Source organism: Amycolatopsis rifamycinica (assembly GCF_000695625.1).
GTDB lineage: Bacteria > Actinomycetota > Actinomycetes > Mycobacteriales > Pseudonocardiaceae > Amycolatopsis > Amycolatopsis rifamycinica.
The window spans coordinates 1-22,227 of sequence record NZ_JMQI01000067.1; the positions used below are offsets into that span (position 1 = coordinate 1).

The window sequence follows — 22,227 nt, forward strand, 5'->3', positions numbered from 1 at the left end:
GGCCCGCCTCGCCGACGGCTGGCTCCCCTACCCGCCCGAGCCGGTGACGTTCGCGGACGAACTGCGGGAACTCGGCCGCACAGCGGTCCGGCCGGTCACGCCGGCCCTGTACGCCACGCTGTGCGTGGACACGGATCCGGAAACCGCCCGCCGCCGCCTGCGCACGAGCATCGAGCGCTACTACGGCGCACCGCTGGAAGCCGTCGCGTCGATCCAGGCCGTGTTCGCGGGCACGGCTCGCCAAGCCGCCGAGTGGCTGGCCGGTTACGTCGCGGCCGGCGCGCGTCACCTGGTGATCCGCCTGGCCACCGAAGACCACGACACGGGCCTGGCGGAGTTCGCCGCCGGCGTCCTGCCCCTGCTGCGCGAGGAGGAACCCCGATGACCACGTTCGTTCTCGTCCACGGCGCCTGGCACGGCCCGTGGGCCTGGGACCGGATCGTCCCGCTGCTGCACGCCGCCGGGGCGCGCACGCTGACCCCGGAGCTCAGCGTGTCCGGCGGCCTCCACGACCACGCCGAGACCGTCATCACCGCGCTCGACGCCGTCCGCGACGACGACGTCGTCCTGGTCGGCCACAGCTACGCGGGCCTGGTCGTCCGCGAGGCGGCCGACGCGCGGGCGGACGCCGTCGGCCACGTCGTCCTCGTGGACGGCTGGGCGGGCCCCGACGGCAGCAGCCTGTTCGGCCTCGCGCCCGAGACCACCGTGCGGGCCCTCCTCGCCGCCGCCGGCGACGGCCCGTCGATTCCCGCGCCGCCTCCGGCGGCCTACGGCGTCACCGATCCCGGCGATGTGGCCTGGCTGGCGCCTCGGCTGGTCCCGCAGTCCCGGCGCTCGTTCACCGAGACCACCCGCCTGAGCGGGGCTGTCGACCGGATTCCGGGCACGGCCCTCTGGTGCCGGCCGAAGACCTACGCGTTCGAAGAGCTCGGCCAGTCCGTCGGCTACCGGACGCGCGCGCTGGACGCGCCGCACGACGTGATGGTCACCCATCCCGCGTCGCTCGCCCGGCTTCTGCTTCAAGATGCGGAAGCCCGGAGTCTAGAGTGAAGAAGTGGACCAGCGGACGTACAACCAGTACTGCGCGACCGCGCGCACCCTCGACCTCGTCGGCGAACGCTGGACGTTGCTGCTCGTCCGCGAGCTGCTGACCGGCCCCAAGCGCTTCGGCGACCTGCAGGCCAGCCTCCGCGGCCTCGGCACCGGACTGCTGGCCGCCCGCCTCAAGCACCTGGAACGCGACGGGCTGGCGCACAAGGTGACGCTCCCACCGCCCGCCCGCACCCCGGCCTACGCCCTCACCGAAGCCGGCGAAGAGCTCGGCCCGGCCGTCCTCGCGCTGGCGCGGTGGGGCCTGAAGTGGGCGATGGGCGAACGCCGCGAGACCGAGACGTTCCACCCGGGCTGGGCCGTGCTCGGCCTGCGGGCCTGCTTCGACGCCGAGGCCGCCGGCGACCTGCGCGCGGTGTACGAGTTCCGCATCGGCGACGAGGTGTTCCACGCCCGCGTCGACCACGGGACGATCGAGGCGCTCCACGGACCGGCCCAGCACCCCGACGCCACCATCACGATCGGCGAGGCGGCGTTCCTGGAGGTGACCGGCCAGACCCTGACGCTGGCCAAGGCGATCAAGACCGGCGCCGCCACGGCCACCGGTGACAGCGAGGCGTTGCGCAGGCTCAACGGCCTGTTCCGCCTGCCGTCGCCCCGCGACCGCACGGCCTGAACGGTCAGGCCCGGTAGGCCGCCGTCGCGAGCCGGGCGAAGGAGCGCACCAGCGGCGTGACGGTCTTCCACGCGACCACCGCCGGACTCGGCGCCATGTCCGCGAGCGGCACCACGACCAGCTCCCCTGGCGGCCGGTGCCCGAGCGGCATCAGCCCGACCGTGCCGTTCCACAGCACGGCCTGCAGGCACTCCTGGACCGCGCGGACCACCGGCCCTTCGCGCGGCTCGCCGCCGTGCCAGTACGCCTGCCAGACCGGGTCGGTGCCGTCGGGGAACCGGAACCAGCGCCGTCCGGCCAGGTCGGCGAGCGCGAGCCGGCCACGGCCGGCCAGCGGGTCGTCGGCGCGCAGCACCGCGCCCACCGGGTCGGCGCGCAGCTCGCGCACCGTCAGGCCGGTCTCGTCGAACGGCCCGCGGGTCAGCGCGACGTCGACCAGCCCGGCGCGCAGCCCGCAGGTCGGGTCGGTCAGGTCCGTGTCGCGGACGCGGACCTCGACGTCCGGGTGCTGCCGCCGGTAGGTGTCGGCGAGCCGGGTCGCGCCCGGATCGGCGCTGTCGCCGAGGATGCCGACGGTGAGGGTCGGCGCGCCCGCGGCCGTGGCCACCCGCGCGCGGGCCCGGTCGGCCTGCCCGAGCAGCGCCCGCGCCTCGGCCAGCAGCGCTTCCCCCGCCGGCGTGAGCGTGACCCCGGCGGCCGACCGCAGCAGCAGGACGGCACCGACGTCGGTTTCCAGCTGCTTGATCGCCCGGCTCAGCGGCGGCTGGCTCATGTGCAGCCGCGCGGCGGCCCGGCCGAAGTGGCGTTCTTCGGCGACCGCGACGAAGTACCGCAGCGTGCGCAGCTCCATGACCGGCGACGATATTCGCCCGGTATCGGCACCACCGAACCGGTCTTGGACGGCCGTACCCGCGCGCGGGTGGAATCGGGGCCATGACCGAACTGACCGATCCCGCCGTGCGCGTCTCCGGCGCCCGGGAGATCGCCCCCGACCTGCTGGTGATCCCGAACGACCACGTCGACCTGGTGCCCAACATCGGCGTCGTCGGCGGCACCGAGGCCGTCCTCGTCGTCGACACGGGCATCGGCACCGCCAACGCGGCGCAGGTGCTCGCCTTCGCGCGCGAAGTGGCGAAGGGCCGGCGCCTGTACCTGACCACGACGCACTTCCACCCCGAGCACGCGTTCGGCGCGCAGGTGTTCGCCGGCGAGGCCACCTACCTGGCCAACCGCGGCCAGGCCGAAGACCTGGCCACCAAGGGCCCGGGCTACCTGGAGATGTTCCGGGGCCTCGGCGAGGTGATCGCCCGCCGCCTCGAGGGCGTGCGCGTCCCCGCACCCGACCTCGTCTACGACGACGGGTACGACCTCGACCTCGGCGGCCGGACCGTCCGGCTGCGCCCCACCGGACGCGGCCACACCCAGGGCGACCAGGTCGTCGAGGTACCGGACGCCGGCGTCCTGTTCACCGGCGACCTGGCCGAGACCGGGCAGTTCGCGATCTTCCCGTGGTTCCCGCCGCACGACGTGGACGTCTCGGGCGTGGGGTGGCTGGCCGTCCTGGACCGGCTGGCCGCCGCCGGGCACCGGGTGGTGGTTCCCGGGCACGGAGAGGTCGGTGACGGGGCGGTGCTCACCGACGTCCGTGCCTACCTGCGGGAACTGCGCGACGAGACCTGGCAGCGGCGGGACTCGGCGATGGGCGTGGACGAAATCACCGCCGAGGTCCGCTCGCTGCTCGTCGAGCGCCACCCGGACTGGGCCGGGCGGGAGTGGATCGAGCCGGGCGTCGCGTGTCTGTGCACCGAACACGACGCCTGACCCGGTTCACCCCGAGCCGAGGACCGCCATTGCCGCGTTGTGACCGGGGATGCCGCTGACACCACCTCCTCTCGCAGCACCCGCACCGCACAACAGGATGCGTTCATGAGCGGTCTCGACGCCCCAGCGGCCGGCCTGGGCCGGATCTTCCGCGTACGGCCACGACAGGTCCCGGTGGAAGATGTGCCCCGCCGGAAGGCCCAGCTCGGCTTCCAGGTCCAGCGGGGTTTTGGCTTCCACACAGGGCCTGCCGTCCGGCGCGGTCAGCAGGCAGTCCTCGATCGGCTCGGCCAGCACGCTGTTCAGCGAAGCCAGCGTCGCGCGCAACGCCGCTTCGCGGGCCTCTTCGTTGCGCCCCTCGAAGAGGCGGGCCGGCATGTGCAGGCCGAACAGGGTGAGCGTGTGCGTGCCGGCCGAGCGTTCGGCCGGGCCGAGGATCGACGGATCCGTCAACGAGTGGCAATAGATTTCGCACGGCGGCAGCGTGGGGATCCGGCCCGCCGCCGCCTCGCGGTACGCCGCTTCCAGCTGGGTGAACGTTTCGTTGACGTGGAAGGTGCCTCCGAACGCGTCGGCCGGATCGACGTCCGGGTCACGCAGCCTCGGCAGCCGCGTCAGCACCATGTTCACCTTCAGCTGTGCGCCTTCCGGACGTTCCGCCGGTTCTTCGCCCAGCAGCCGCGCGAGCGTCGCCGGCGCGACGTTCGCCAGCACGTGCCCGCCCCGGACGACGAGTTCGGCGTCGTCACGCCGATAGCGCACCTCGCCGTCCGGGTCGATCGCGAGCACCTCCGCACCGGTCTCCAGGCGCGCGCCCGCCGCGGCTGCCACTGCCGCGAGCGAACGGGTGACCGCGCCCATGCCGCCGACCGGGACGTCCCAGTCGCCGGTGCCGTTGCCGATCACGTGGTAGAGCAGGCACCGGTTCTGCCGCAGGTCCTCGCCGTCCGCCGGGGCGAACGTGCCGATCAGCGCGTCGGTGAGCACCACGCCGCGCACCGTGTCGTGGCCGAACCACGACGTGAGCGCTTCGCCGATCGGCCGTTCGAACAGCAAGGACCACGCCTCGGCGTCGCCGACGCGTTCGCGGAAGTCCACTTCGGACAGCAGTGGTTCGGTGAGCGTCCCGAACGCGCGCCCGGCGACACGTCCGGTCAGCTCGTAGAACCGCTGCCAGGCCGAGAAGTCCGATGTGGACCCGGTGACCGCCCGGAACGACGACGCCGTCCGGACGGCGTCGTCGTTGTCGACGAGCAGCCCGTGGCCGCCCGACGGGGTGTAGGACGACATCCGGCGCCGTCGCAGCTCCACGTCGAGGCCGAGGTCGGCCACGATCTTCTTCGGCAGCAGGCTGACCAGGTACGAGTAGCGCGAAAGCCGGACGTCCACGCCCTCGAACGCGCGGAACGAGACGGCGGCGCCACCGGTCTCTTCCCGCCGTTCGAGGACGAGCACCGACCGGCCCGCCCGCGCCAGGTACGCGGCCGCCACCAGGCCGTTGTGCCCGCCGCCGACGATCACCACGTCGTAACTGTTCATCCGCCGCCTCTCTGGGTTCGGCCTGCCCTTTCATCGTGACCACGACGCGGGGTCGAATTCAAGGAAACGTCACGAACGGACCGTTCGTGACGCCGCCGCGAAATCCGGTTGCGCGGCGGCGGACCGTTCCGGCATCCTGGGCGCGAGCCGGCAGGGAGCCGGTGCGTGAGAACGGGAGGTGCCTGTCGTGATGACTGTCCGGGCCCTTTCGCGCCCTCACCCACCCGCCCCCCGAGGCTGACCACGCGCCCGGTGGGGCATCCCTGACCAAGGAGAAACCCACCAGTGCGCCAGCACGACTTCGAAGACTTCGACCTGTTCGACGACCAGCCTTCGCGCCGCCCGGCACGGGCGCGGCGCCGCGGCCGGTTCGACGAGCCCGAACCCACCCGCAGCGGACGGCTGACCCAGGCCGAACGTGTCCGCCTGGCGAAACTGCGCGACGACGCCTACACGGAAAACGAGCTGCCCGAGGGCGCCGACCGCTGGTCGACGTGGGACGACGCCGAGCACGGCCCGCTGCCCCGGCCGGACTGGGTCGTCACCGAGCTCGCCGCGGTCGACACCGACCTCGGCGTGCTGAAGACCGGCAAGGAGGCCGACGTCCACCTCCTGCGGCGCGCCCTGCCCGGCACACCGGGCGCGTTGCTCGCGGCGAAGCGCTACCGCAGCGACGAGCACAAGCTGTTCCACCGCGACGCGGGCTACCTCGAAGGGCGGCGGATGCGCCGGTCCCGCGAGATGCGGGCGATGGCGCACCGCAGCGCGTTCGGCCGCAACCTCATCGCCGAACAGTGGGCGGTCGCGGAGTTCGCCGCGCTGAGTCGCCTGTGGACACTCGGCGCGCCGGTGCCCTACCCGGTGCAGCGGGAGGGCATGGAACTGCTGCTCGAGTTCCTCGGCGAGGAGGACGGCACCGCCGCACCCCGGCTGGCCCAGGTCCGCCCGGACCCGGACGAGCTGACGGACCTGTGGTTCCAGGCCACCGCCGCGCTCGAGCTGCTCGCCTCCGAGGGGCTCGCGCACGGCGACCTCTCGGCGTACAACTTGCTGGTGCACCGGGGCAGGCTGATGGTGATCGACCTGCCCCAGGTCGTCGACGTCGTGGCCAACCCCGGCGGCGCCGAGTTCCTCGCGCGGGACGTGCGCAACCTGGCCGGCTGGTTCCACGGCCGCGGCCTCGGCGAGCACGTCACGCGGACCGAAGAGCTGCTGGCCGAGCTCGTCTCCGCGGCCGGTCTGGCCTGATCCCGGGGCGGCGTCGCGGCTGTGGTGTGGACCACGACTGCGACGCCGCCCACAACCGGTGACCTCGATGAGTAGTACCGGCTCCGGTTCGGGTACAGTAAGCACAGACCGCAACCGGCGGCGTGGATGAGTTGGTGTCCGTCGCCTCCAGAGCCACCGAATGGCTCGCGGTGATCCGTAACCCAAGCGGCGCGCAGTGTCGGCAAGCGATGACACGGTGTGCCGGGTCCGTCCCTGTGAACGCCCATCGCACACCATCTTGCCCTGCCTGCGCGCGGGCTGCCCGGGCCTCCCTTGCGACGAACCACGTCCGAGAGGCATTTGTGACCGTCACGTTCAATTCCGGCCCTTCCTCGACGTCCGCGCACGCGGGCCGTCCCGACCGCAAGCCGCGCACCCGCCCGGCCGGCGGCGACATGCTGCGCGAAGACGCGGTCGAGCTCGTGGCCACCAAGACCTTCGCCGAGCTGGGCCTGCCGGAGCCGCTGCTCCGTGCCCTGGCCGACGCGGGCATCAACAGCCCGTTCCCGATCCAGTCCGCCACCATCCCGGACGCGCTGGCCGGCCGCGACGTGCTGGGCCGTGCCCAGACCGGTTCCGGCAAGACGCTCGCCTTCGGCCTGGCCATGCTGGCCCGGCTCGACGGCGGCAAGGCCCGCCCGAAGCGCCCCCGCGCGCTGATCCTCGTCCCGACCCGCGAGCTGGCCATGCAGGTCGCCGACTCGCTGACCCCGCTGGCCAGGGCACTCGGCCTGTGGTGCCGCACGGCCGTCGGCGGCATGGCCTTCGCCCGCCAGGCGGACGCGCTGTCCCGCGGCGTCGACCTGCTGATCGCCACGCCGGGCCGGCTGTCGGACCACGTCCGGCAGGGCACCGCGCACCTGGGCGACTGCAACTTCATCGCCCTCGACGAGGCCGACCAGATGGCGGACATGGGCTTCATGCCGCAGGTCCGCGAGATCATGGACCTCACCCCGCCGGGGGGTCAGCGGCTGCTGTTCTCCGCGACCCTCGACGGTGACGTCAACCGCCTGGTCAGGCAGTACCTGACCGACCCGGTGACGCACTCGGTCGCGCCGTCGACCGCCAGCGTGACGACCATGGACCACCACGTGCTCCAGGTCTCGCACCAGGACAAGCAGGACGTCATCACGCAGATCGGCGCCCGCGAGGGCCGCACGATCATGTTCGTGCGCACCAAGCACCACGTCGACCGCCTCGCCGAGCGGCTGCGCGAGCAGGGCGTCAACGCGGCGGCGCTGCACGGCGGCAAGACGCAGGGGCAGCGCAACCGCGTCCTCGCCGACTTCAAGGAAGGCCACACCCCGGTGCTGGTCGCCACGGACGTCGCCGCGCGCGGCATCCACGTCGACGACATCTCGCTGGTGCTGCACGTCGACCCGGCGGCCGACCACAAGGACTACCTGCACCGCGCGGGCCGCACGGCGCGCGCCGGGGCGTCCGGGGTCGTCGTCACGGTGGCCACGCACGACCAGCGCCGGATGGTCCGCCGGCTGACCGACCGCGCCGGCGTGCGCGCGGAGTCGACGACGGTCCGCCCGGGCGACGCCGAGCTGTCCCGCATCACCGGCGCCCGCGAGCCCAGCGGCGAGCCGGTGGTCGAGCGGCGGCGTGAGAGCCCGCGTCGTGGCGGCGGTGGCTTCCGCGGTGACCGCGGCAGCTTCGGCGGCTCGAGCCGCGGCGGCGAGCGCGGCGGCTACAGCCGTGGCGGCGAGCGCGGCCACGGCGACCGTGAACACGGTGGCGACCGCGGCGGTTACCGCGGTGGCGACCGCGAAGGTCGTCCCGGCGGCTTCGGCGGCCGTGGCCGTCAGCCCCGCTCGGGCAACGGCGGTGGCTACGGCCGCCCGAGCCGTGGCCCGCGTCGCGGCTACGACAGCTGATCGTCTTCTTTCGGAAGCCCCGGACCACTCGGTCCGGGGCTTCCGGCGTTTCCAGGCCCGCTTGGCGAACCTTCGAGCGCCGGATGGGAGACTGCGGGACGTGACTACGCCGCCGACGCCCCCGCCCGACGAGGTTTTCGACTGGCTCGACGCCGAGGCGGAGAAGCGGGCGAACGCGGGACTCGTGCGGCAGCTGCGGCCGCGGCCCGCGCGGGCCGACGAGCTGGACCTGGCCGGCAACGACTACCTCGGGCTGGCCCGCGACAAGCGCGTCGCCGGCGCCGCCGCGGCCGCCGCATTGCGCTGGGGCGCCGGGTCGACGGGCTCCCGGCTGGTCACCGGATCGACCGAGCTGCACACGGAACTGGAGCTGGAGCTCGCCCGGTTCTGCGGCGCGCAGGCGGCGCTCGTGTTCTCCTCCGGCTTCACCGCGAACCTCGGTGCGGTGACGGCGCTGTCGGGGTCCGAGTCCGCGATCGTCACCGACAAGTACATCCACGCGTCGCTGATCGAGGGGTGCCGGCTGTCGCGGGCCGACGTCGCCGCGGTCGCGCACTCGACGCCGTCGGCGATCAAGCACGCGCTGGAGACCCGCCGCAAGCCGCGGGCCCTGGTGGTGACCGACTCGGTGTTCTCCGTCGACGGCGACCTCGCACCCCTCGGCGAGCTGGCCGGCATCTGCCGTGCGCACGGCGCGGCGCTGCTGGTGGACGACGCGCACGGCTTCGGCGTCCTGGGCGAAGGGGGCCGCGGAGCGGTGCACGCCGCCGGGCTGTCGGGCGCACCCGACGTCGTCACGACGTTGACGCTGTCGAAGTCCCTCGGCGCGCAGGGCGGCGCGGTGGTAGGGCCGCGCCGGGTGATCAAGCACCTGGTGGACACGGCACGGAGCTTCATCTTCGACACTGCTCTGGCGCCGGCGAGTGCCGCTGCCGCTTTGGCCGCGTTGCACGCGTTGAAGGAAGAGCCGGGACTGGCGGGGAAGGTCGTCGAGAACGCGGGCAACCTGGCGATGTCGTTGAAGGCGGCCGGGCTGAAGGCGAGCCTGCCGGACGCCGCCGTGATCTCGGTTCAGGCACCGTCCGCGGAGACGGCGGTGGCCTGGGCGGCGGCGTGTGCCGAGCAGGGGATCCGCGTCGGGTGCTTCCGGCCCCCGTCGGTGCCGGACGGGATTTCCCGGCTGCGGCTGACCGCGCGGGCCGACCTCACGGAGGCCGACGTGGACCGCGCGGTGAAGGTGATCACCGCGACGGCCCCGCGCGGCGCGATCGCCTGAGCCGTACCGGAACGGACGACACGCGTGATTCCCCAGCCGACACGCGTGATTCCCCAGCCGACACGCGTGGGCCGGGGGTGCCTGCCGTGTCGACCCTTCAATCACGCGTGTCGACCCTCCAATCACGCGAGTTGACCCGCTGATCACGGGCGGCGGCGCATCTTGATGTGGGGGATTCCGTCGTCGTCGAGGTACTCCGGGCCTTCCGCGACGAAGCCGTAGCGGGCGTAGAAGCCCTGGACGTACGTCTGGGCGTCCAGGACGTACTCGCCCGGGACAGTCAGGGCCGCGTCCATCAGGCGGGCCGCCAGGCCGGTGCCGCGGGCGTGGGCGGCCGTCACCACGCGGCCGATGCGGCGGATGCCGCCCGGGTCGAGCAGGACGCGCAGGTACGCCAGGACCGATCCGGCCTCTTCGAACCACAGGTGACGGGTGTCCGGGAGCAGGTCACGGCCGTCGAGTTCCGGGTACGCGGCCTTCTGCTCCACGACGAACACGTCGACGCGCAGGCGGAGGATGTCGTGCAGCTGGGCGGCGGTCAGCTCGGGACCGGTGGCGTCGTGCAGGGTCGGCATACCCCTGCTTAGCACGCTCAGCCGAGGAGGCGCGGCTTGGCCTGGGCCTCGATGTCGTCGGCGTACGTCGAGACGCGCGTGTAGACGCCCGGCCTGTTCGCCTTCGCGCAGCCGTCGCCGAAGGAGACGATGCCGATCAGCGTGTCCCCGACCACGAGCGGGCCGCCGGAGTCGCCCTGGCAGGCGTCGACGCCGCCCTCGGCGTAGCCCGCGCACACCATCGTGCGCTGGTCGTAGACGTCGTAATCCGTCCGGCATTCGCTGTCCGAGACCACCGGGACCTGGGCGCTGCGCAGGTAGTCGGACCGGGCGCCGCCGTCGGCGATGCGGCCCCAGCCGAGCACCGTCGCCTGGGTGCCCTTCGCGTACAGCCCCGCGTCACCGCTGTCGGGCAGCTTCGCGGGCCGGTAGCCGAACTGGCCGCGGACGGTCAGCACCGCGACGTCGCCGCCCTTCGTCGGGTCGGTGTAGCCCTGGCTGACCCAGACCTTCGAGACGCCGAGGACCTGGCCGTCGCCGGTGCGCTTGTCCTCGCGGCCGGCCACGACGCGGATGTCCTGCTTGGCCACCGCCTTGGCGCAGTGCGCCGCCGTCGCCACCGACGTGGAGCTGACGATCACCGCGCCGCAGAACTGGTTGCCGCCCGCGTCGGTCAGGTACACCGCGTACGGGTGGTCGGCCAGGGAAGCCTTTTCGCCGCCGACGATCCGTGCCTGGTTGCCCGACCCGGCGGCGCCCGGGTCCGCCGCCGCCGTGCCGGCCACCACCGGGACGGCGAACGCGGCGACCGCGAGGAGCGCGCCGCTCGCGAACAGCAGGGATCGGCGGAACTTCACGGACATGGGACTTCCCCTTTTCGACGCAGCACGGAGCAAAGCACTCGGCACCCGGACAACTCCGGTGCGTGAACGACGTGCGCTCAATACCCTAAGCCGAGGGGGCCCAAAACGGTGTCACTGGAACGGGTGGTCTCCGCCCGGGGCCGCTTCTGCCAAGCTGACCGGATGCGGCGGACAGCGGCGGTGTGGGCGGCGCTGGTCCTCACGCTCAGCGGGTGCTCGCCGGCCCCGCCGCCGGCCCCGGGCCCCGCACCAGCGGCACCGGCGCCGGCGACGAGCGCGGCGAGCACCACGGCCGCAGCGACGAGCGCGGCGAGCACCACGGCCGCGGTGCCGCGCACGCCCGCCGTCCCCTGGCCGGTGGGGGCCCGGCCGCTCCCCCGTCGTCCCGACGGCTTCGGCGAGGTCGAGCCGACGCCACCCGAACTGGTGAATCGGGCACTTCCGACAAAAGACCTCCTGCCGCCGCCGACGGGCGAGGAGTACGCCTCGACGATCAGCGCGGTGCCCGCCGCCGTCCTCGCGCGCAGCACCTGGCAGCCCACCTGCCCGGTCAAGGCGGGCGACCTCCGCTACCTGACGATGTCCTTCCGGGGCTTCGACGGCCGCGCGCACACCGGCGAAATGCTGGTGAACGCCTCCGCCGCGGCGAGCGTCACGAAGGTTTTCGGGCAGTTGTTCGCCGCCCGCTTCCCCATCGAGGAGATGCGCGTGACCGGCCCGGCCGAGCTGACCGCGCCCCCGACCGGAGACGGCAACACGACCAGCGCGTTCGTCTGCCGGCCGGCGCGCGGGCAGACGACCTGGTCGGCGCACGCCTCCGGGCTCGCCGTCGACGTCAACCCGTTCTGCAACCCCTACACCCAGGGCGACCTCGTGCTTCCCGAGCTGGCGTCGGCGTACGTCGACCGCTCGCGTCGGCGGCCCGGCATGGTCCTGGCCGGCGACGTGACCGTACGCGCGTTCGCCGCGATCGGGTGGAGCTGGGGCGGGAACTGGCGCCGCCCGGTCGACCGGATGCACTTCACCGCCACCGGCCGTTGACCACGTAAGACGACGTTAAGCACAACGGGGAACACTCACCTGTGCGAGGCGGTTGGCTAGGGTGGAACGACCGGAACCGGACCCGCGGAGGATGCAGTGCCCCACTACGACCTGGTGATCGTCGGGACGGGATCGGGGAACTCCATCCTCGGCCCGGACTTCGCCGGCAAGAAGACGGCGATCGTGGAGAAGGGCACTTTCGGCGGCACCTGCCTCAACGTGGGCTGCATCCCGACGAAGATGTTCGTGTACGCCGCCGACGTCGCGTACACGCCTTCGCACAGCTCCAAGTACGGCGTCGACGAAGAGCTGAAGGGCGTGCGCTGGCGCGACATCCGGGACCGGGTCTTCGGCCGGATCGACCCGATCGCCGCGGGCGGCGCGGAGTACCGCCGCAGCCACGAGGACAACGCGAACGTCGACGTCTACGAGGGCACGGGCCGCTTCACCGGCCACAAGGAGCTGCGCGTCAGCTTCGGCGACGGACGTCCCGACGAGGTGCTGACCGCCGACGAGTTCGTGCTCGCCGCGGGCGGGCGCCCGGTCATCCCGGACATCCCGGGCCTGGACGGCGTCGAGTACCACACCTCCGACACCGTGATGCGGCTCGACGAGCTGCCGGAGCGGATCGTCATCCTCGGCGGCGGGTACATCGCGGCCGAGTTCGCGCACGTCTTCGCCTCCTTCGGCGTGCGGGTCACGCTCGTCAACCGCTCCGGACGGCTGCTGCGCTCGGAAGACGAGGACGTCAGCGCGCGCTTCACCGAACTGGCCGCCGAGCGGTTCGACGTCCGCCTCGACCGCAAGACCGTGCGGGCGCGCCGGACCGAGAACGGCGTCGCGCTGGACCTCGAGGGACCGCAGGGTGCCGAGACCGTCGAGGGGGACGTGCTGCTGATCGCCACCGGCCGGAAGCCGAACTCCGACCTGCTCGACGTCGCCGCCACCGGAGTGACCACAATGGACAGTGGGCACGTCGTGGTCGACGCCTACCAGCAGACCGCGGTCGAAGGTATCTACGCCCTCGGCGACCTGTCGTCGCCGCACGAGCTCAAGCACGTCGCGAACCACGAAGCCCGCGTGGTGCAGCACAACCTCCTGCACCCGGACGAGCGGATCACCGCCGACCACCGGTTCGTGCCGCACGCGGTCTTCACCCACCCGCAGGTCGCGTCGGTCGGGCTCACCGAGCAGAAGGCCCGCGACCTCGGCGTGTCCTATGTGGTCTCGAAGCAGGACTACGCCGGCATCGCGTACGGCTGGGCGATGGAGGACACCACGGGCTTCGCGAAGCTCCTGGCCGACCCGGCGACCGGCCAGCTGCTCGGCGCGCACATCATCGGCCCGCAGGCGTCCTCGGTGATCCAGCCGCTCATCCAGGCGATGAGCTTCGGCCTCGACGCGCGGAGCATGGCGCGCGGCCAGTACTGGATCCACCCGGCGATGCCGGAGCTGATCGAGAACGCGCTGCTGAGCCTGCCCCTGGACTGACCCACCGCGGGCCGGTCGGCGCGCCAACCCGGGGCGGGGTGACGCGTCTTGTGGCTGTGACCGGCGGCAGAGAGCTTTCTTGGGACGGGTGTGTCAACGTTCGCGACCTGGGCGGCCTGGGCCGGGTCAAACCGCGGGCGGTGGTCCGGATGGAGGCGCCGGCGCGCTTGAGCGAGGCGGGGTGGGCGGCGGCTTGGGCGTACGGGGTGCGCACTGTGGTCGACCTTCGAAACCCCGACGAGCGCGAGCCGGACCACGCGCCGCGGCCGGCGGACATCACCACAGCGTGCACTCCGCTGGATCCGGTCGGCACACCGTTCTACGAGCGATGGACGAAGATCGACAACCTGGGCTCTCCGCTGCACTATCCGGCGTTGCTCGCCGAACACCCCGAGCTGGTGATCTCCGCCGTACGCACGATTGCCAACGCCCCACCCGGGTGCGTGGTGTTCCACTGCGTCGGCGGCAAGGACCGAACCGGGCTGCTGACGCTGGTCCTGCTCACGCTGGCCGGAGCGGGGCCGGAGGAGATCATCGCCGACTACCTGCTGACCTACGACCGGATGAAGCAGCGTTATGCCGAACTTGGCTTCCGTGACCAGCTCACCGTGGTGACCGAACTCCTCGCGGCCGGGAACACCACCATCAAAGCGTCGCTGACCTCGACGATCACGGCTTTGATGATGCCCGGCTTCCTGCTCGGCAACGGTCTGTCCGACCGCGAACTCGCCGCCCTGCAAGCCCGCTTGACCGTCAACTGACAACCGCTCCCGTCCACGGCTTTCAGACGAAGCGGTGGCGGCCGGCGAGGGCGCCGAAGGTCAGCTGGACGGCGAGCAGGCCGAGCAGCATGGCCAGCGGCACCGTCCAGCCGCCCGCGAGGTCGTGCAGCAGGCCGAACAGGAACGGCCCGAGCGCGGCGAACAGGTAGCCGAAGCCCTGCGCCATCCCGGACAGCCGGGCGGTGTCGGCGCCGGTGCGCGCGCGCAGCGCGATCACGGTCAGGGCCAGGGAGAACGTGCTCATCCCGAGCCCGACGAGGATGCTCCAGAGCAGCGGCGACCACGACGGCGCGAGCATCAGCCCGAGGGTCCCGGCGACGCCGAACACGCCCAGCCCGACGATCCACCGGCTCTGCCCGCGCTGCCGGGCCGCCATCGGCGCGACGACGAGGCTGATCGGCACGGCGATCAGCGAAACCAGGCCGAACAGCAGCCCGGCGTCGTCGCGCGGCACGCCCGCGTCCATCAGCACCTGCGGGAACCAGCCCATCGCGGCGTAGGCGTAGAACGCCTGCAGGCCGAAGAAGGCGGTGACGATCCAGGCGAGCCGGTTGCGCAGCAGCGACCGGCCGCCTTCGGCCCCGACGGCGGGCCGCGGGGCCCGGCCGGTGCCGCGGGCTGCGAGAATCCACGCCAGCAGCGCGACGACGGCCAGCACCGCCCAGCCGCCCAGCGCCGGGCGCCAGCCGCCGAGGGTGTCGCCGAGCCGCGGGGTCACCGCCGACCCGAGTGCGCCGCCACCCTGCAGCGCGGCGGTGTAGACGCCGGTCAGCACGCCGATGCGAGCCGGGAAGGAGTCCTTGATGACGACCGGGATGAGCACGTTGATCAGGGCGATCCCGGCGGTGGCGACGAGCGTCCCGCCGAGCACCACGACCGGTCCGTCGAGCACGCGCAGCACGAGCCCGGCGGCGAGGGCGGCCAGCGCGATCGCGATGGCGACGCCGATCCCGGCCCGGCGCGCGAGCAGCGGCGCGGCCAGCCCGGCACCCGCGAAACAGAGCGTCGGCAACGTCGTGAGCACGCCCGCCCAGACGACGGAAGCGCCCAGGTCCTGGCGCATTTCGGCGAGCATCGGCCCGACGCCGGTGATGGCCGGGCGCAGGTTGAGGGCGGTGAGCACCACCGCGACCGCGAGCAACGCCCCGGCGGCGACCACGCCCGGCGTCCGCAGCTCCACGGCGCCGTCGAGTTCGGGTTCACGGTGTTCGACGCGCATGCCCGCTACTCTCTCATACGTAGGATGATTGGATGAAGGGATAATCCTGTGCCTCTGGCCACCACGCGCCGGGCAGGCCTCGTCGACCAGGTCATCGAGCAGTTGCGCACCGCGGTCACGCAGGGCGAATGGCCGGTCGGCGAACGCATCCCGACCGAGGTCGAGCTCGTCGAGCAGCTCGGCGTCGGGCGCAACACCGTCCGCGAGGCCGTCCGCGCGCTCGCGCACACCGGGCTCCTGGAGGTCCGGCAGGGCGACGGCACCTACGTGCGCGCCACCAGCGAGGTCTCCGGCGCGATCCGCCGGCTCTGCGGCTCGGAACTGCGGGAAGTCCTGCAGGTCCGGCGCACACTGGAGGTCGAAGGCGCGCGGCTCGCGGCCGTCGAGCGGACCGACGAAGAGGTCGCCGGGTTGCGAGCCCTGCTCGCCCGCCGCGAGACCGACCTGCGCGCGGGCCGCTGGCAGGACTTCGCCCGCACGGACGCCGAGTTCCACTGCGCCGTGGTCGCCGCCGGGCACAACCGGCTGCTGACCGAGCTCTACCGCGGGCTGACGGAGGTCATCGCGGCCAGCATCGCGACGACGGCCAGCATCGCGCCGGGCGCGAACCACGTCCCCGAGATCGGCCACGAGGGCCTCGCCGACGCCATCGCCGGCCGCGACCCGGACCGCGCCGCCGCCGAGGCCTGCGGATTCCTCGACGAGCTCCTGGAACGCATCGAACCGGCCTGACGCCCCACTCCTCCCCGCAGCACCCGGACTGACCTGCGGTTTCTGCCGGAATGGCATCATCGGCGACCCCTAGGGGTGCCATTTCAGGGTTGTCGTGGCACCACCGTGGTGCCATATTCGTGCCATGGACCTGACGCCCTTCGTGGACGAACTCCGCCGGGAGCTCGCGGTCGCCGCCGAAGCGGCGGGCGAAGACGCCGTCGCCCTCGCCGAGCGGCTCACCGCGCCGCTCGAGTCGGCGATCCGGCTCACCCTGCTCGACGCCCTTTCGACCGCGGCCGACGAGATCACCCGCGACCTCGCCCCCGGGTCCGTCGAGGTACGCCTCCGCCGTCGCGAGGCCGAGTTCGCCGTCTCGCTGCCCACGGCCCCCGAACCGGCGCCGGCGGAGACGCCGCCGCCGCCCGAGACCGACGACGGCGCCGTGGCGCGCATCAACCTGCGGCTGCCCGAACAGCTGAAGCAGCGCGTCGAGGAAGCCGCCGGCCGGGACCGGATCTCCATCAACGCCTGGCTCGTCCGGGCCGCGAACAACGCGCTGGGCACCGGCCGCGACCGCCCCACCCAGCGCCGGACGGCCTTCGGCGAGAAGTACACCGGCTGGGTCCAGTAACTCCCTCTTCCCCTTCACGTCTCCCACCTGCGGAGACGCCATTCGAGCACCCCAGGAGGGCGCAGCCATGCCTGTTTTCCCGACCCCCGAGCCGATCACCGCCACGATCGACGTCAGCGTCGCCGACGTCCGGATCGTCGCCGGCGACAGCGCGGAAACGACCGTCGAGGTGACCCCGGCCGACCCTGGCGAAGACGAGGACGTCAAGGCCGTCGCGAAGACCCGCGTCGAGTTCGCCGGCGGCGAGCTGGTGGTCAAGGGCCCGAAGTACGTCACCAAGCTGTGGGGCCGGGCCGGCGCCCTGCACGTCACGGTCGAGCTGCCGGCCGGTTCGCAGATCGCCGGCACCGCCGCGATGGGTGACTTCCGCGTCACCGGACGAGTCGGCCCCAGCCGCTTCAAGACCTCCGTCGGCGACATCCACCTCGGCGAAGCCGCCCGGCTCGAGGCGAACACGGCGACCGGGAACGTCACCGTCGAGCGGGCCACCGGGCACGCCGAGGTCGGCACCGGCTCCGGCGAGCTGCGGATCCGCGAGATCGACGGCACCGCCGTCCTGAAGAACTCCAACGGCGAGACCCGCGTCGGCGAAGTGACCGGCGACCTGCGGGTGAACGTCGCCAACGGCGACATCCTCGTCGACCTCGCCCACGCCGGCGTGCACGCCAAGACCGCCGCCGGCGACATCCGGCTCGGCGAGGTCGTGCGCGACCGGGTCGTCCTCGAGACCGCCGTCGGCGAGATCGAGGTCGGCATCCGCGAGGGCAGCGCCGCGTGGCTCGAGCTGAACTCGCTGGTCGGCTCCGTGCGCAACACGCTCACGCCGTCCGACGGGCCGGGCGGCACCACCGAGACCGTCGAGGTCAAAGCCCACTCCTACACCGGCGACATCGTCATCCACCGCGCCTGAAACTCCACACGAAGACAGGGGAAATCCATGCCAGACGCCATCGTGGCCGAGGGATTGGTCAAGAAGTACGGGAAGGTCACCGCGCTCGACGGGATGACCTTGGCGGTACCGGAAGGCACGGTGCTGGGGGTGCTCGGGCCGAACGGCGCCGGGAAGACCACCACCGTCCAGATCCTCACGACCCTGCAGAAGCCCGACGCGGGCCGGGCGACGGTCGCCGGGTTCGACGTCGTCAAGGACGCGCACCGGCTGCGCTCGCACATCGGCGCCTCGGGGCAGTACGCCGCCGTCGACCCGGAACTGACCGGGGCGGAGAACCTCGAGATGGTCGGGCGGCTGTACCACCTGGGCACCAAGCGGGCCAAGGCCCGCGGCCGGGAGCTGCTGGCCCGGTTCAGCCTGGCCGACGCCGCCGACCGCCCGGTCAGGGGCTACTCCGGCGGCATGCGGCGCCGGCTCGACCTGGCCGGCGCGCTGGTGGCCAACCCGCCGGTGCTGTTCCTCGACGAGCCCACCACCGGGCTCGACCCGCGGGCCCGCACCGAGCTGTGGGACGTCATCACCGAGCTGGTCGCGGGCGGCACCACACTGCTGCTCACCACGCAGTACCTGGAGGAAGCCGACCGCCTCGCCGACAGCATCGCCGTCGTCGACCACGGGCGCGTGATCGCCCGCGGCACCGCCGACGAGCTCAAGGACCTCGTCGGCGGCGAGCGGATCGAGCTGACCGTCGGCACCCACGACGACGTCCTGGTGGCCCGCCGCGCCCTGGCCCGGCTGGCCAGCGGCGAGCCGCAGGCGGGGGCGTTCCGGCTCACCGTGCCCGTGACCCACGGCGCGAAAGCGCTTACCGAAGCCTTGGCGATCCTCGCAGCGGAGGGCGTCGACGTCCGCGACGTCGGTGTCCGCCGTCCCACCCTCGACGACGTTTTCCTGTCCCTCACCGGCCACGAGGTGGCCGAAACCGCGAAGGAGGCCGTGTGATGAACGCGGTGCAGATGGCCGTGACCGACGGCGTGACCGTGGCCAAGCGCAACTCGATCAAGATCTTCCGGTCACTGGACCTGCTCGGGTCGCTCGTGTTCACGCCGGTGATGTTCGTGCTGCTCTTCGGGTACGTCTTCGGCAGCGTGATCGACATCCCGGGCCTGTCCTACCGCGAGTTCATGCTCCCGGGGATCTTCACCTTGGCGGTGGCGATGGGCGGCATCGTCACCGGCTACGGGCTGACCGACGACCTGCAGAAGGGCATCATCGACCGCTTCCGCTCGCTGCCCATGTCACCGGCCGCGGTGCTGATCGGGCGGACCACCGCCGACCTCATCCTCAGCACCGCGAGCCTGCTCATCATGGGTCTGGTCGGGCTGCTGGTCGGCTGGCGCATCCACACCGGCGTGCTGGAGGCGCTGGGCGGGATCGTCCTGCTGCTGGCGTTCTCCTACGCGCTGTCGTGGGTGATGGGCGCGCTCGGCCTGGCCGTGCGCAAGCCCGAGGTGTTCAACAACGTCTCGATGGTGGTCGTGTTCCCGCTGACGTTCCTGGCCAACACGTTCGTCGACAGCGGCCGCCTGCCCGGCCCGCTGCGGGCGATCGCGGACTGGAACCCGGTGTCGGCGGTCACCCAGGCGGCGCGCGAACTGTTCGGCAACACCAGCGCGGCCCTGCCGCCGCGCGACGTCTGGCCGATGCAGCACGCGCTCCTGGCGTCGGTGCTGTGGATCGCGCTGCTGCTGGCGATCTTCGTGCCGCTTTCGGTGCGCTGCTACAAGAAGGCCACGAGCCACTGAGTCAGGGCAGCGTGAGGATCTCGCTGCCGTCGGCCGTCACCACGAGGGTGTGCTCGAACTGGGCCGTCCACTTCTTGTCCTTCGTGGTGACGGTCCAGTCGTCGGCCCAGATGTCGTAGTCGATGGTGCCCAGCGTGATCATCGGCTCGATCGTGAAGGTCATGCCCTCCTCGATGATCGTGTCGACGGAGGGCTCTTCGTAGTGCAGGACCGTCGGGGGCGTGTGGAACGCCGGGCCGACGCCGTGGCCGGTGAAGTCGCGGACCACGCCGTAGCCGAAGCGCTTGGCGTAGGACTCGATCACCCGGCCGATGACGTTCAGCTGACGGCCCGGGCGGACCGCCTTGATCGCCCGCAGCGTCGCCTCGCGGGTGCGCTCCACCAGCAGGCGGGCCTCCTCGGAGACGTCGCCGGCCAAGAAGGTCGCGTTCGTGTCGCCGTGGACGCCGCCGATGTAGGCGGTGACGTCGATGTTGCAGATGTCGCCGTCCTCGATCACCGTCGAGTCCGGGATGCCGTGGCAGATCACCTCGTTGAGCGACGTGCAGCACGACTTCGGGAACCGGCGGTAGCCCAGCGTGGAGGGGTAGGCGTGGTGGTCGAGCAGGAACTCGTGCACCACCTTGTCGATGTCGTCCGTGGTGGCGCCCGGCTTGACGGCCTTGCCGCCCTCCTCCAGCGCCTGGGCCGCGATGCGGCCGGCGACCCGCATGGCCTCGATCACCTCGGGCGTGCGCACGCCGTTGCCGGTGTCCCGCTTCGGCGCCGGCTTGTCCACGTACTCGGGACGGGCGATGGAACTGGGGACGTCACGGCGCGGCGTCTGGACGCCGGGAACGAGCGGGGCACGAACGGACATGCCCCCACCTTACGACGGTGCGCTCAGCCGATCCCCGCCAGGAACCGGTGCGCGGCCTGCACCGCCGGTTTGGATGACCCGGCTTCGGTCAGCAGCACGGCGAACGCCAGGTCGCCGCGGTAGCCGACGAACCAGCCGTGCGAGCGGGAGCCGTCGCCGAACTGGGCGGTGCCGGTCTTGCCCGCGACGCCGGGGATGTCCCGCAGCCCGGTCGCGGTCCCCGCCGTGACGACGTCCCGCATCATCCCGCGCAGGGCGTCCAGGACCTCCTGCGACGGCGGGTCGCCGACGTTCTGGGTGGTCGCGGGCATGCCCTTGACGATCGACGGCGACGGCACCTTCCCGGCCTGCACGGTGGCCGCGACCAGCGCCATGCCGAACGGGCTGGTCACCACCCGGCCCTGGCCGAAGCCGTTTTCCGCCCGCTGGACGGCGGAGTCGCTGGCCGGCACGTCCCCGGTCACCGTGGTCAGGCCCGGGACGACGAAGTCGGCGCCGAGGCCGAACGAGCGGGCGGTCTCGGTGAGCGACGGCCCCGGCAGGCTCGCGGCGAGCCGGGCGAAGGTCGTGTTGCAGGACCGCGCGAACGCCGTCGTCAGCGGCACCCGGCCCAGGTCGAACCGGCCTTCGTTCGGCACCACGCGGTTCTCGATCGTCGTCGTCCCCGGGCAGTCGACCGGGCTGCCCGCCTCGGCCTCCCCCGCCGACAGCGCGGCCGCCGCCGTCACGATCTTGAACGTCGACCCCGGCGGGTAGCGCCCGGACAGGGCCAGCGAGCCCTCCTCGTCGGCGGCGTCGTTCTGGGCGACCGCGAGGATGTCCCCGCTCGAGGGCTGGACCGCGACCAGCGCGGCGGAGTACGGCTCGGTCTCGAGGGCCTTTTCGGCGGCGGCCTGGATCTTCGTGCTGAGCGTGCTGGTGACGGCGGGCGCGGGCCGCGGCGGCTCGGCCTTGAGCTCGGCGGCCTCGCCGCCGGTGACGTCACGGGTGACGATCCGCCAGCCCGCCGCCCCGGCCAGCTGCTGCTCGACCAGGGCGCGGATGCCCGGCAGGACCTGCTGCCCGGAGCCGCGGGTCACCGGCAGGAGCCGTTCCTGGCTGGCGAACCGGACGCCGGGCAGGTCGTAGATCGCCGGCTTGACCCGCTGGTAGTCGCCGGCCCGCAGGGTGATCACCGGGTAGGCGTCGCCGGGCTTGGTCTTGGTCATCCCGTCGAGCACGGACCGGCCGGTGACCGACGGCTCGTACCGGTGCAGCGCCTTGGCGAGGGTCCCGGCGACGGCACTCGCGTTGCCGGCCTTCTGCGGGTCGACGACCACGCCGATCACGGTCTGCGGCCGCATCAGCGCCACGCCGTCGCGGTCGAGGACCGGGGCCGTGTCGGGCAGCTGCGGGAGCAGGCCGAGGGTCTGGCCGACGGCCAGCTGGGGGTGCACGACCGTCGGCTGCCAGTGCACCTGCCAGCCGTTCCCGGTCGCCCGCAGCTGGGCGTCGGCGCGGTAGGACCAGGTGCGGCCGTGCGGAAGGTGCCAGGTGAGCCGGTAGCCGGCGGTCACGACGTCGCCGTCCGGCTGTTTCACCTCTTCGTCGTCGACGTCGAGCGCCTCGGGGTCGAGCACGCCGCGCACCTGGCTCAGCACGGTCTTCGCGGCCTCGGGCGAGTCGGTGTTCGCCGCCGCGGCGGCGACGTCCCCGGACGCGACGGCGTCGAGGAAGGCGGAAAGGGCGTCCCCGGGACCGTCGCCCGAGCACCCGGCCGTGGTCGCGGCCGCGAGCAGCAGCACCGCGAGAGCACGGGGCAGACGTGCGCTCATGGCGGGATGATGCCTGGTCAGAGCGGTGCGGCGGCTGTGCAACAC

21 protein-coding genes and 1 pseudogene are annotated in these 22,227 nt (G+C 72.7%); 15 read left to right on the forward strand and 7 right to left on the reverse strand.

Translation table 11 applies throughout. From position 1 onward, the window contains the following. The 3 genes and pseudogenes from DV20_RS45680 to DV20_RS32500 form a co-directional block, all read left to right on the forward strand. Positions 1–385: pseudogene (locus DV20_RS45680) on the forward strand (hypothetical protein); the annotation flags it as partial. Then, positions 382–1,053: an esterase/lipase family protein gene (locus DV20_RS32495; protein ID WP_043786922.1), complete on the forward strand. Its 672-nt coding sequence runs from the start codon at positions 382–384 to the stop codon at positions 1,051–1,053. The pseudogene DV20_RS45680 and the gene DV20_RS32495, both read left to right, overlap by 4 nt. A gap of 4 nt (positions 1,054–1,057) precedes the next feature. Beyond that, positions 1,058–1,729, forward strand: coding sequence for a winged helix-turn-helix transcriptional regulator (locus DV20_RS32500; protein WP_043786924.1), 672 nt, complete (start codon positions 1,058–1,060; stop codon positions 1,727–1,729). Positions 1,730–1,733: 4 nt separating this feature from the next. Here DV20_RS32500 and DV20_RS32505 read toward each other — a convergent pair whose 3' ends face one another. After that, on the reverse strand, positions 1,734–2,579 hold the full coding sequence (locus DV20_RS32505; protein WP_043786925.1) for a LysR family transcriptional regulator: 846 nt from the start codon (positions 2,577–2,579) through the stop codon (positions 1,734–1,736). 83 nt (positions 2,580–2,662) lie between these two features. Between DV20_RS32505 and DV20_RS32510 the strand changes: the two genes are divergently transcribed. Next, complete coding sequence (locus DV20_RS32510) at positions 2,663–3,550, forward strand: MBL fold metallo-hydrolase (protein WP_043786926.1); 888 nt, start codon at positions 2,663–2,665, stop codon at positions 3,548–3,550. A gap of 6 nt (positions 3,551–3,556) precedes the next feature. Here the strand turns inward: DV20_RS32510 and DV20_RS32515 are convergent, their stop codons facing one another. Next, positions 3,557–5,089, reverse strand: a complete 1,533-nt coding sequence (locus tag DV20_RS32515; RefSeq protein ID WP_043786927.1) for a phytoene desaturase family protein — start codon at positions 5,087–5,089, stop codon at positions 3,557–3,559. Between the two features lie 285 nt (positions 5,090–5,374). Here DV20_RS32515 and DV20_RS32520 point away from each other — a divergent pair, with 285 nt between their 5' ends. The 3 genes from DV20_RS32520 (at position 5,375) to DV20_RS32530 (ending at position 9,517) form a co-directional block, all read left to right on the forward strand. Next, positions 5,375–6,337, forward strand: a complete 963-nt coding sequence (locus tag DV20_RS32520) for an RIO1 family regulatory kinase/ATPase domain-containing protein (protein ID WP_043786928.1) — start codon at positions 5,375–5,377, stop codon at positions 6,335–6,337. A 323-nt stretch (positions 6,338–6,660) separates the two neighbouring features. After that, on the forward strand, positions 6,661–8,241 hold the full coding sequence (locus DV20_RS32525) for a DEAD/DEAH box helicase (RefSeq protein ID WP_043786929.1): 1,581 nt from the start codon (positions 6,661–6,663) through the stop codon (positions 8,239–8,241). 100 nt (positions 8,242–8,341) lie between these two features. Next, entirely contained in the window at positions 8,342–9,517 is a 1,176-nt protein-coding gene (locus DV20_RS32530; RefSeq protein ID WP_043786930.1) for an 8-amino-7-oxononanoate synthase, read from the forward strand. A 143-nt stretch (positions 9,518–9,660) separates the two neighbouring features. On the opposite strand, the gene DV20_RS32535 is transcribed toward DV20_RS32530, so the two are convergent. Continuing rightward, positions 9,661–10,092 carry a GNAT family N-acetyltransferase gene (locus tag DV20_RS32535; RefSeq protein WP_043786931.1) on the reverse strand — a complete coding sequence of 144 codons (432 nt, stop codon included), beginning with the start codon at positions 10,090–10,092 and terminating at the stop codon, positions 9,661–9,663. A 17-nt stretch (positions 10,093–10,109) separates the two neighbouring features. Then, entirely contained in the window at positions 10,110–10,934 is an 825-nt protein-coding gene (locus DV20_RS32540) for a S1 family peptidase (protein WP_043786933.1), read from the reverse strand. A gap of 162 nt (positions 10,935–11,096) precedes the next feature. On the opposite strand from DV20_RS32540, the gene DV20_RS32550 reads away from it, so the two are divergent. From DV20_RS32550 to DV20_RS32560, 3 genes are all read left to right on the forward strand, one after another. Next, the gene (locus DV20_RS32550; RefSeq protein WP_235191043.1) at positions 11,097–11,975 is read left to right on the forward strand and encodes a M15 family metallopeptidase; all 879 of its coding nucleotides are present in this window, start codon (positions 11,097–11,099) and stop codon (positions 11,973–11,975) included. A 96-nt stretch (positions 11,976–12,071) separates the two neighbouring features. Then, entirely contained in the window at positions 12,072–13,466 is a 1,395-nt protein-coding gene (locus tag DV20_RS32555) for a mycothione reductase (RefSeq protein WP_043786937.1), read from the forward strand. Between the two features lie 50 nt (positions 13,467–13,516). After that, positions 13,517–14,227, forward strand: coding sequence for a tyrosine-protein phosphatase (locus DV20_RS32560; protein WP_235191044.1), 711 nt, complete (start codon positions 13,517–13,519; stop codon positions 14,225–14,227). 22 nt (positions 14,228–14,249) lie between these two features. Here the strand turns inward: DV20_RS32560 and DV20_RS32565 are convergent, their stop codons facing one another. Continuing rightward, positions 14,250–15,467 (reverse strand): CynX/NimT family MFS transporter, encoded by a 1,218-nt coding sequence (locus DV20_RS32565; RefSeq protein ID WP_043786939.1) that lies wholly within the window; start codon positions 15,465–15,467, stop codon positions 14,250–14,252. Positions 15,468–15,515: 48 nt separating this feature from the next. Here DV20_RS32565 and DV20_RS32570 point away from each other — a divergent pair, with 48 nt between their 5' ends. The 5 genes from DV20_RS32570 (at position 15,516) to DV20_RS32590 (ending at position 19,509) form a co-directional block, all read left to right on the forward strand. Then, the gene (locus DV20_RS32570; RefSeq protein WP_043786941.1) at positions 15,516–16,199 is read left to right on the forward strand and encodes a FadR/GntR family transcriptional regulator; all 684 of its coding nucleotides are present in this window, start codon (positions 15,516–15,518) and stop codon (positions 16,197–16,199) included. Positions 16,200–16,323: 124 nt separating this feature from the next. Then, positions 16,324–16,812 carry a toxin-antitoxin system HicB family antitoxin gene (locus DV20_RS32575; protein WP_043786943.1) on the forward strand — a complete coding sequence of 163 codons (489 nt, stop codon included), beginning with the start codon at positions 16,324–16,326 and terminating at the stop codon, positions 16,810–16,812. A 67-nt stretch (positions 16,813–16,879) separates the two neighbouring features. Beyond that, positions 16,880–17,722 carry a DUF4097 family beta strand repeat-containing protein gene (locus DV20_RS32580; RefSeq protein WP_043786944.1) on the forward strand — a complete coding sequence of 281 codons (843 nt, stop codon included), beginning with the start codon at positions 16,880–16,882 and terminating at the stop codon, positions 17,720–17,722. 27 nt (positions 17,723–17,749) lie between these two features. Next, the gene (locus DV20_RS32585; RefSeq protein WP_043786945.1) at positions 17,750–18,706 is read left to right on the forward strand and encodes a daunorubicin resistance protein DrrA family ABC transporter ATP-binding protein; all 957 of its coding nucleotides are present in this window, start codon (positions 17,750–17,752) and stop codon (positions 18,704–18,706) included. Next, on the forward strand, positions 18,706–19,509 hold the full coding sequence (locus tag DV20_RS32590; RefSeq protein ID WP_043786946.1) for an ABC transporter permease: 804 nt from the start codon (positions 18,706–18,708) through the stop codon (positions 19,507–19,509). Before DV20_RS32585 ends, DV20_RS32590 begins: the two co-directional genes overlap by 1 nt. Position 19,510: 1 nt before the next feature. Here DV20_RS32590 and map read toward each other — a convergent pair whose 3' ends face one another. Both map and DV20_RS32600 read right to left on the reverse strand, forming a co-directional pair. Next, positions 19,511–20,368, reverse strand: a complete 858-nt coding sequence (gene map / locus DV20_RS32595) for a type I methionyl aminopeptidase (RefSeq protein ID WP_043786947.1) — start codon at positions 20,366–20,368, stop codon at positions 19,511–19,513. Between the two features lie 23 nt (positions 20,369–20,391). After that, the gene (locus DV20_RS32600) at positions 20,392–22,182 is read right to left on the reverse strand and encodes a penicillin-binding transpeptidase domain-containing protein (RefSeq protein WP_200876545.1); all 1,791 of its coding nucleotides are present in this window, start codon (positions 22,180–22,182) and stop codon (positions 20,392–20,394) included. Positions 22,183–22,227: the final 45 nt, after the last annotated feature.

Bases quoted from the DNA above. Each gene is read 5' to 3' on its own strand.
- DV20_RS32600 (WP_200876545.1), bottom strand. From the start codon at position 22,182: ATGAGCGCACGTCTGCCCCGTGCTCTCGCGGTGCTGCTGCTCGCGGCC.
- DV20_RS32585 (WP_043786945.1), top strand. From the start codon at position 17,750: ATGCCAGACGCCATCGTGGCCGAGGGATTGGTCAAGAAGTACGGGAAG.
- DV20_RS32515 (WP_043786927.1), bottom strand. From the start codon at position 5,089: ATGAACAGTTACGACGTGGTGATCGTCGGCGGCGGGCACAACGGCCTG.
- DV20_RS32590 (WP_043786946.1), top strand. From the start codon at position 18,706: ATGAACGCGGTGCAGATGGCCGTGACCGACGGCGTGACCGTGGCCAAG.
- DV20_RS32535 (WP_043786931.1), bottom strand. From the start codon at position 10,092: ATGCCGACCCTGCACGACGCCACCGGTCCCGAGCTGACCGCCGCCCAG.
- DV20_RS32540 (WP_043786933.1), bottom strand. From the start codon at position 10,934: ATGTCCGTGAAGTTCCGCCGATCCCTGCTGTTCGCGAGCGGCGCGCTC.
- map (WP_043786947.1), bottom strand. From the start codon at position 20,368: ATGTCCGTTCGTGCCCCGCTCGTTCCCGGCGTCCAGACGCCGCGCCGT.
- DV20_RS32505 (WP_043786925.1), bottom strand. From the start codon at position 2,579: ATGGAGCTGCGCACGCTGCGGTACTTCGTCGCGGTCGCCGAAGAACGC.
- DV20_RS32575 (WP_043786943.1), top strand. From the start codon at position 16,324: ATGGACCTGACGCCCTTCGTGGACGAACTCCGCCGGGAGCTCGCGGTC.
- DV20_RS32550 (WP_235191043.1), top strand. From the start codon at position 11,097: ATGCGGCGGACAGCGGCGGTGTGGGCGGCGCTGGTCCTCACGCTCAGC.
- DV20_RS32510 (WP_043786926.1), top strand. From the start codon at position 2,663: ATGACCGAACTGACCGATCCCGCCGTGCGCGTCTCCGGCGCCCGGGAG.
- DV20_RS32565 (WP_043786939.1), bottom strand. From the start codon at position 15,467: ATGCGCGTCGAACACCGTGAACCCGAACTCGACGGCGCCGTGGAGCTG.
- DV20_RS32495 (WP_043786922.1), top strand. From the start codon at position 382: ATGACCACGTTCGTTCTCGTCCACGGCGCCTGGCACGGCCCGTGGGCC.
- DV20_RS32580 (WP_043786944.1), top strand. From the start codon at position 16,880: ATGCCTGTTTTCCCGACCCCCGAGCCGATCACCGCCACGATCGACGTC.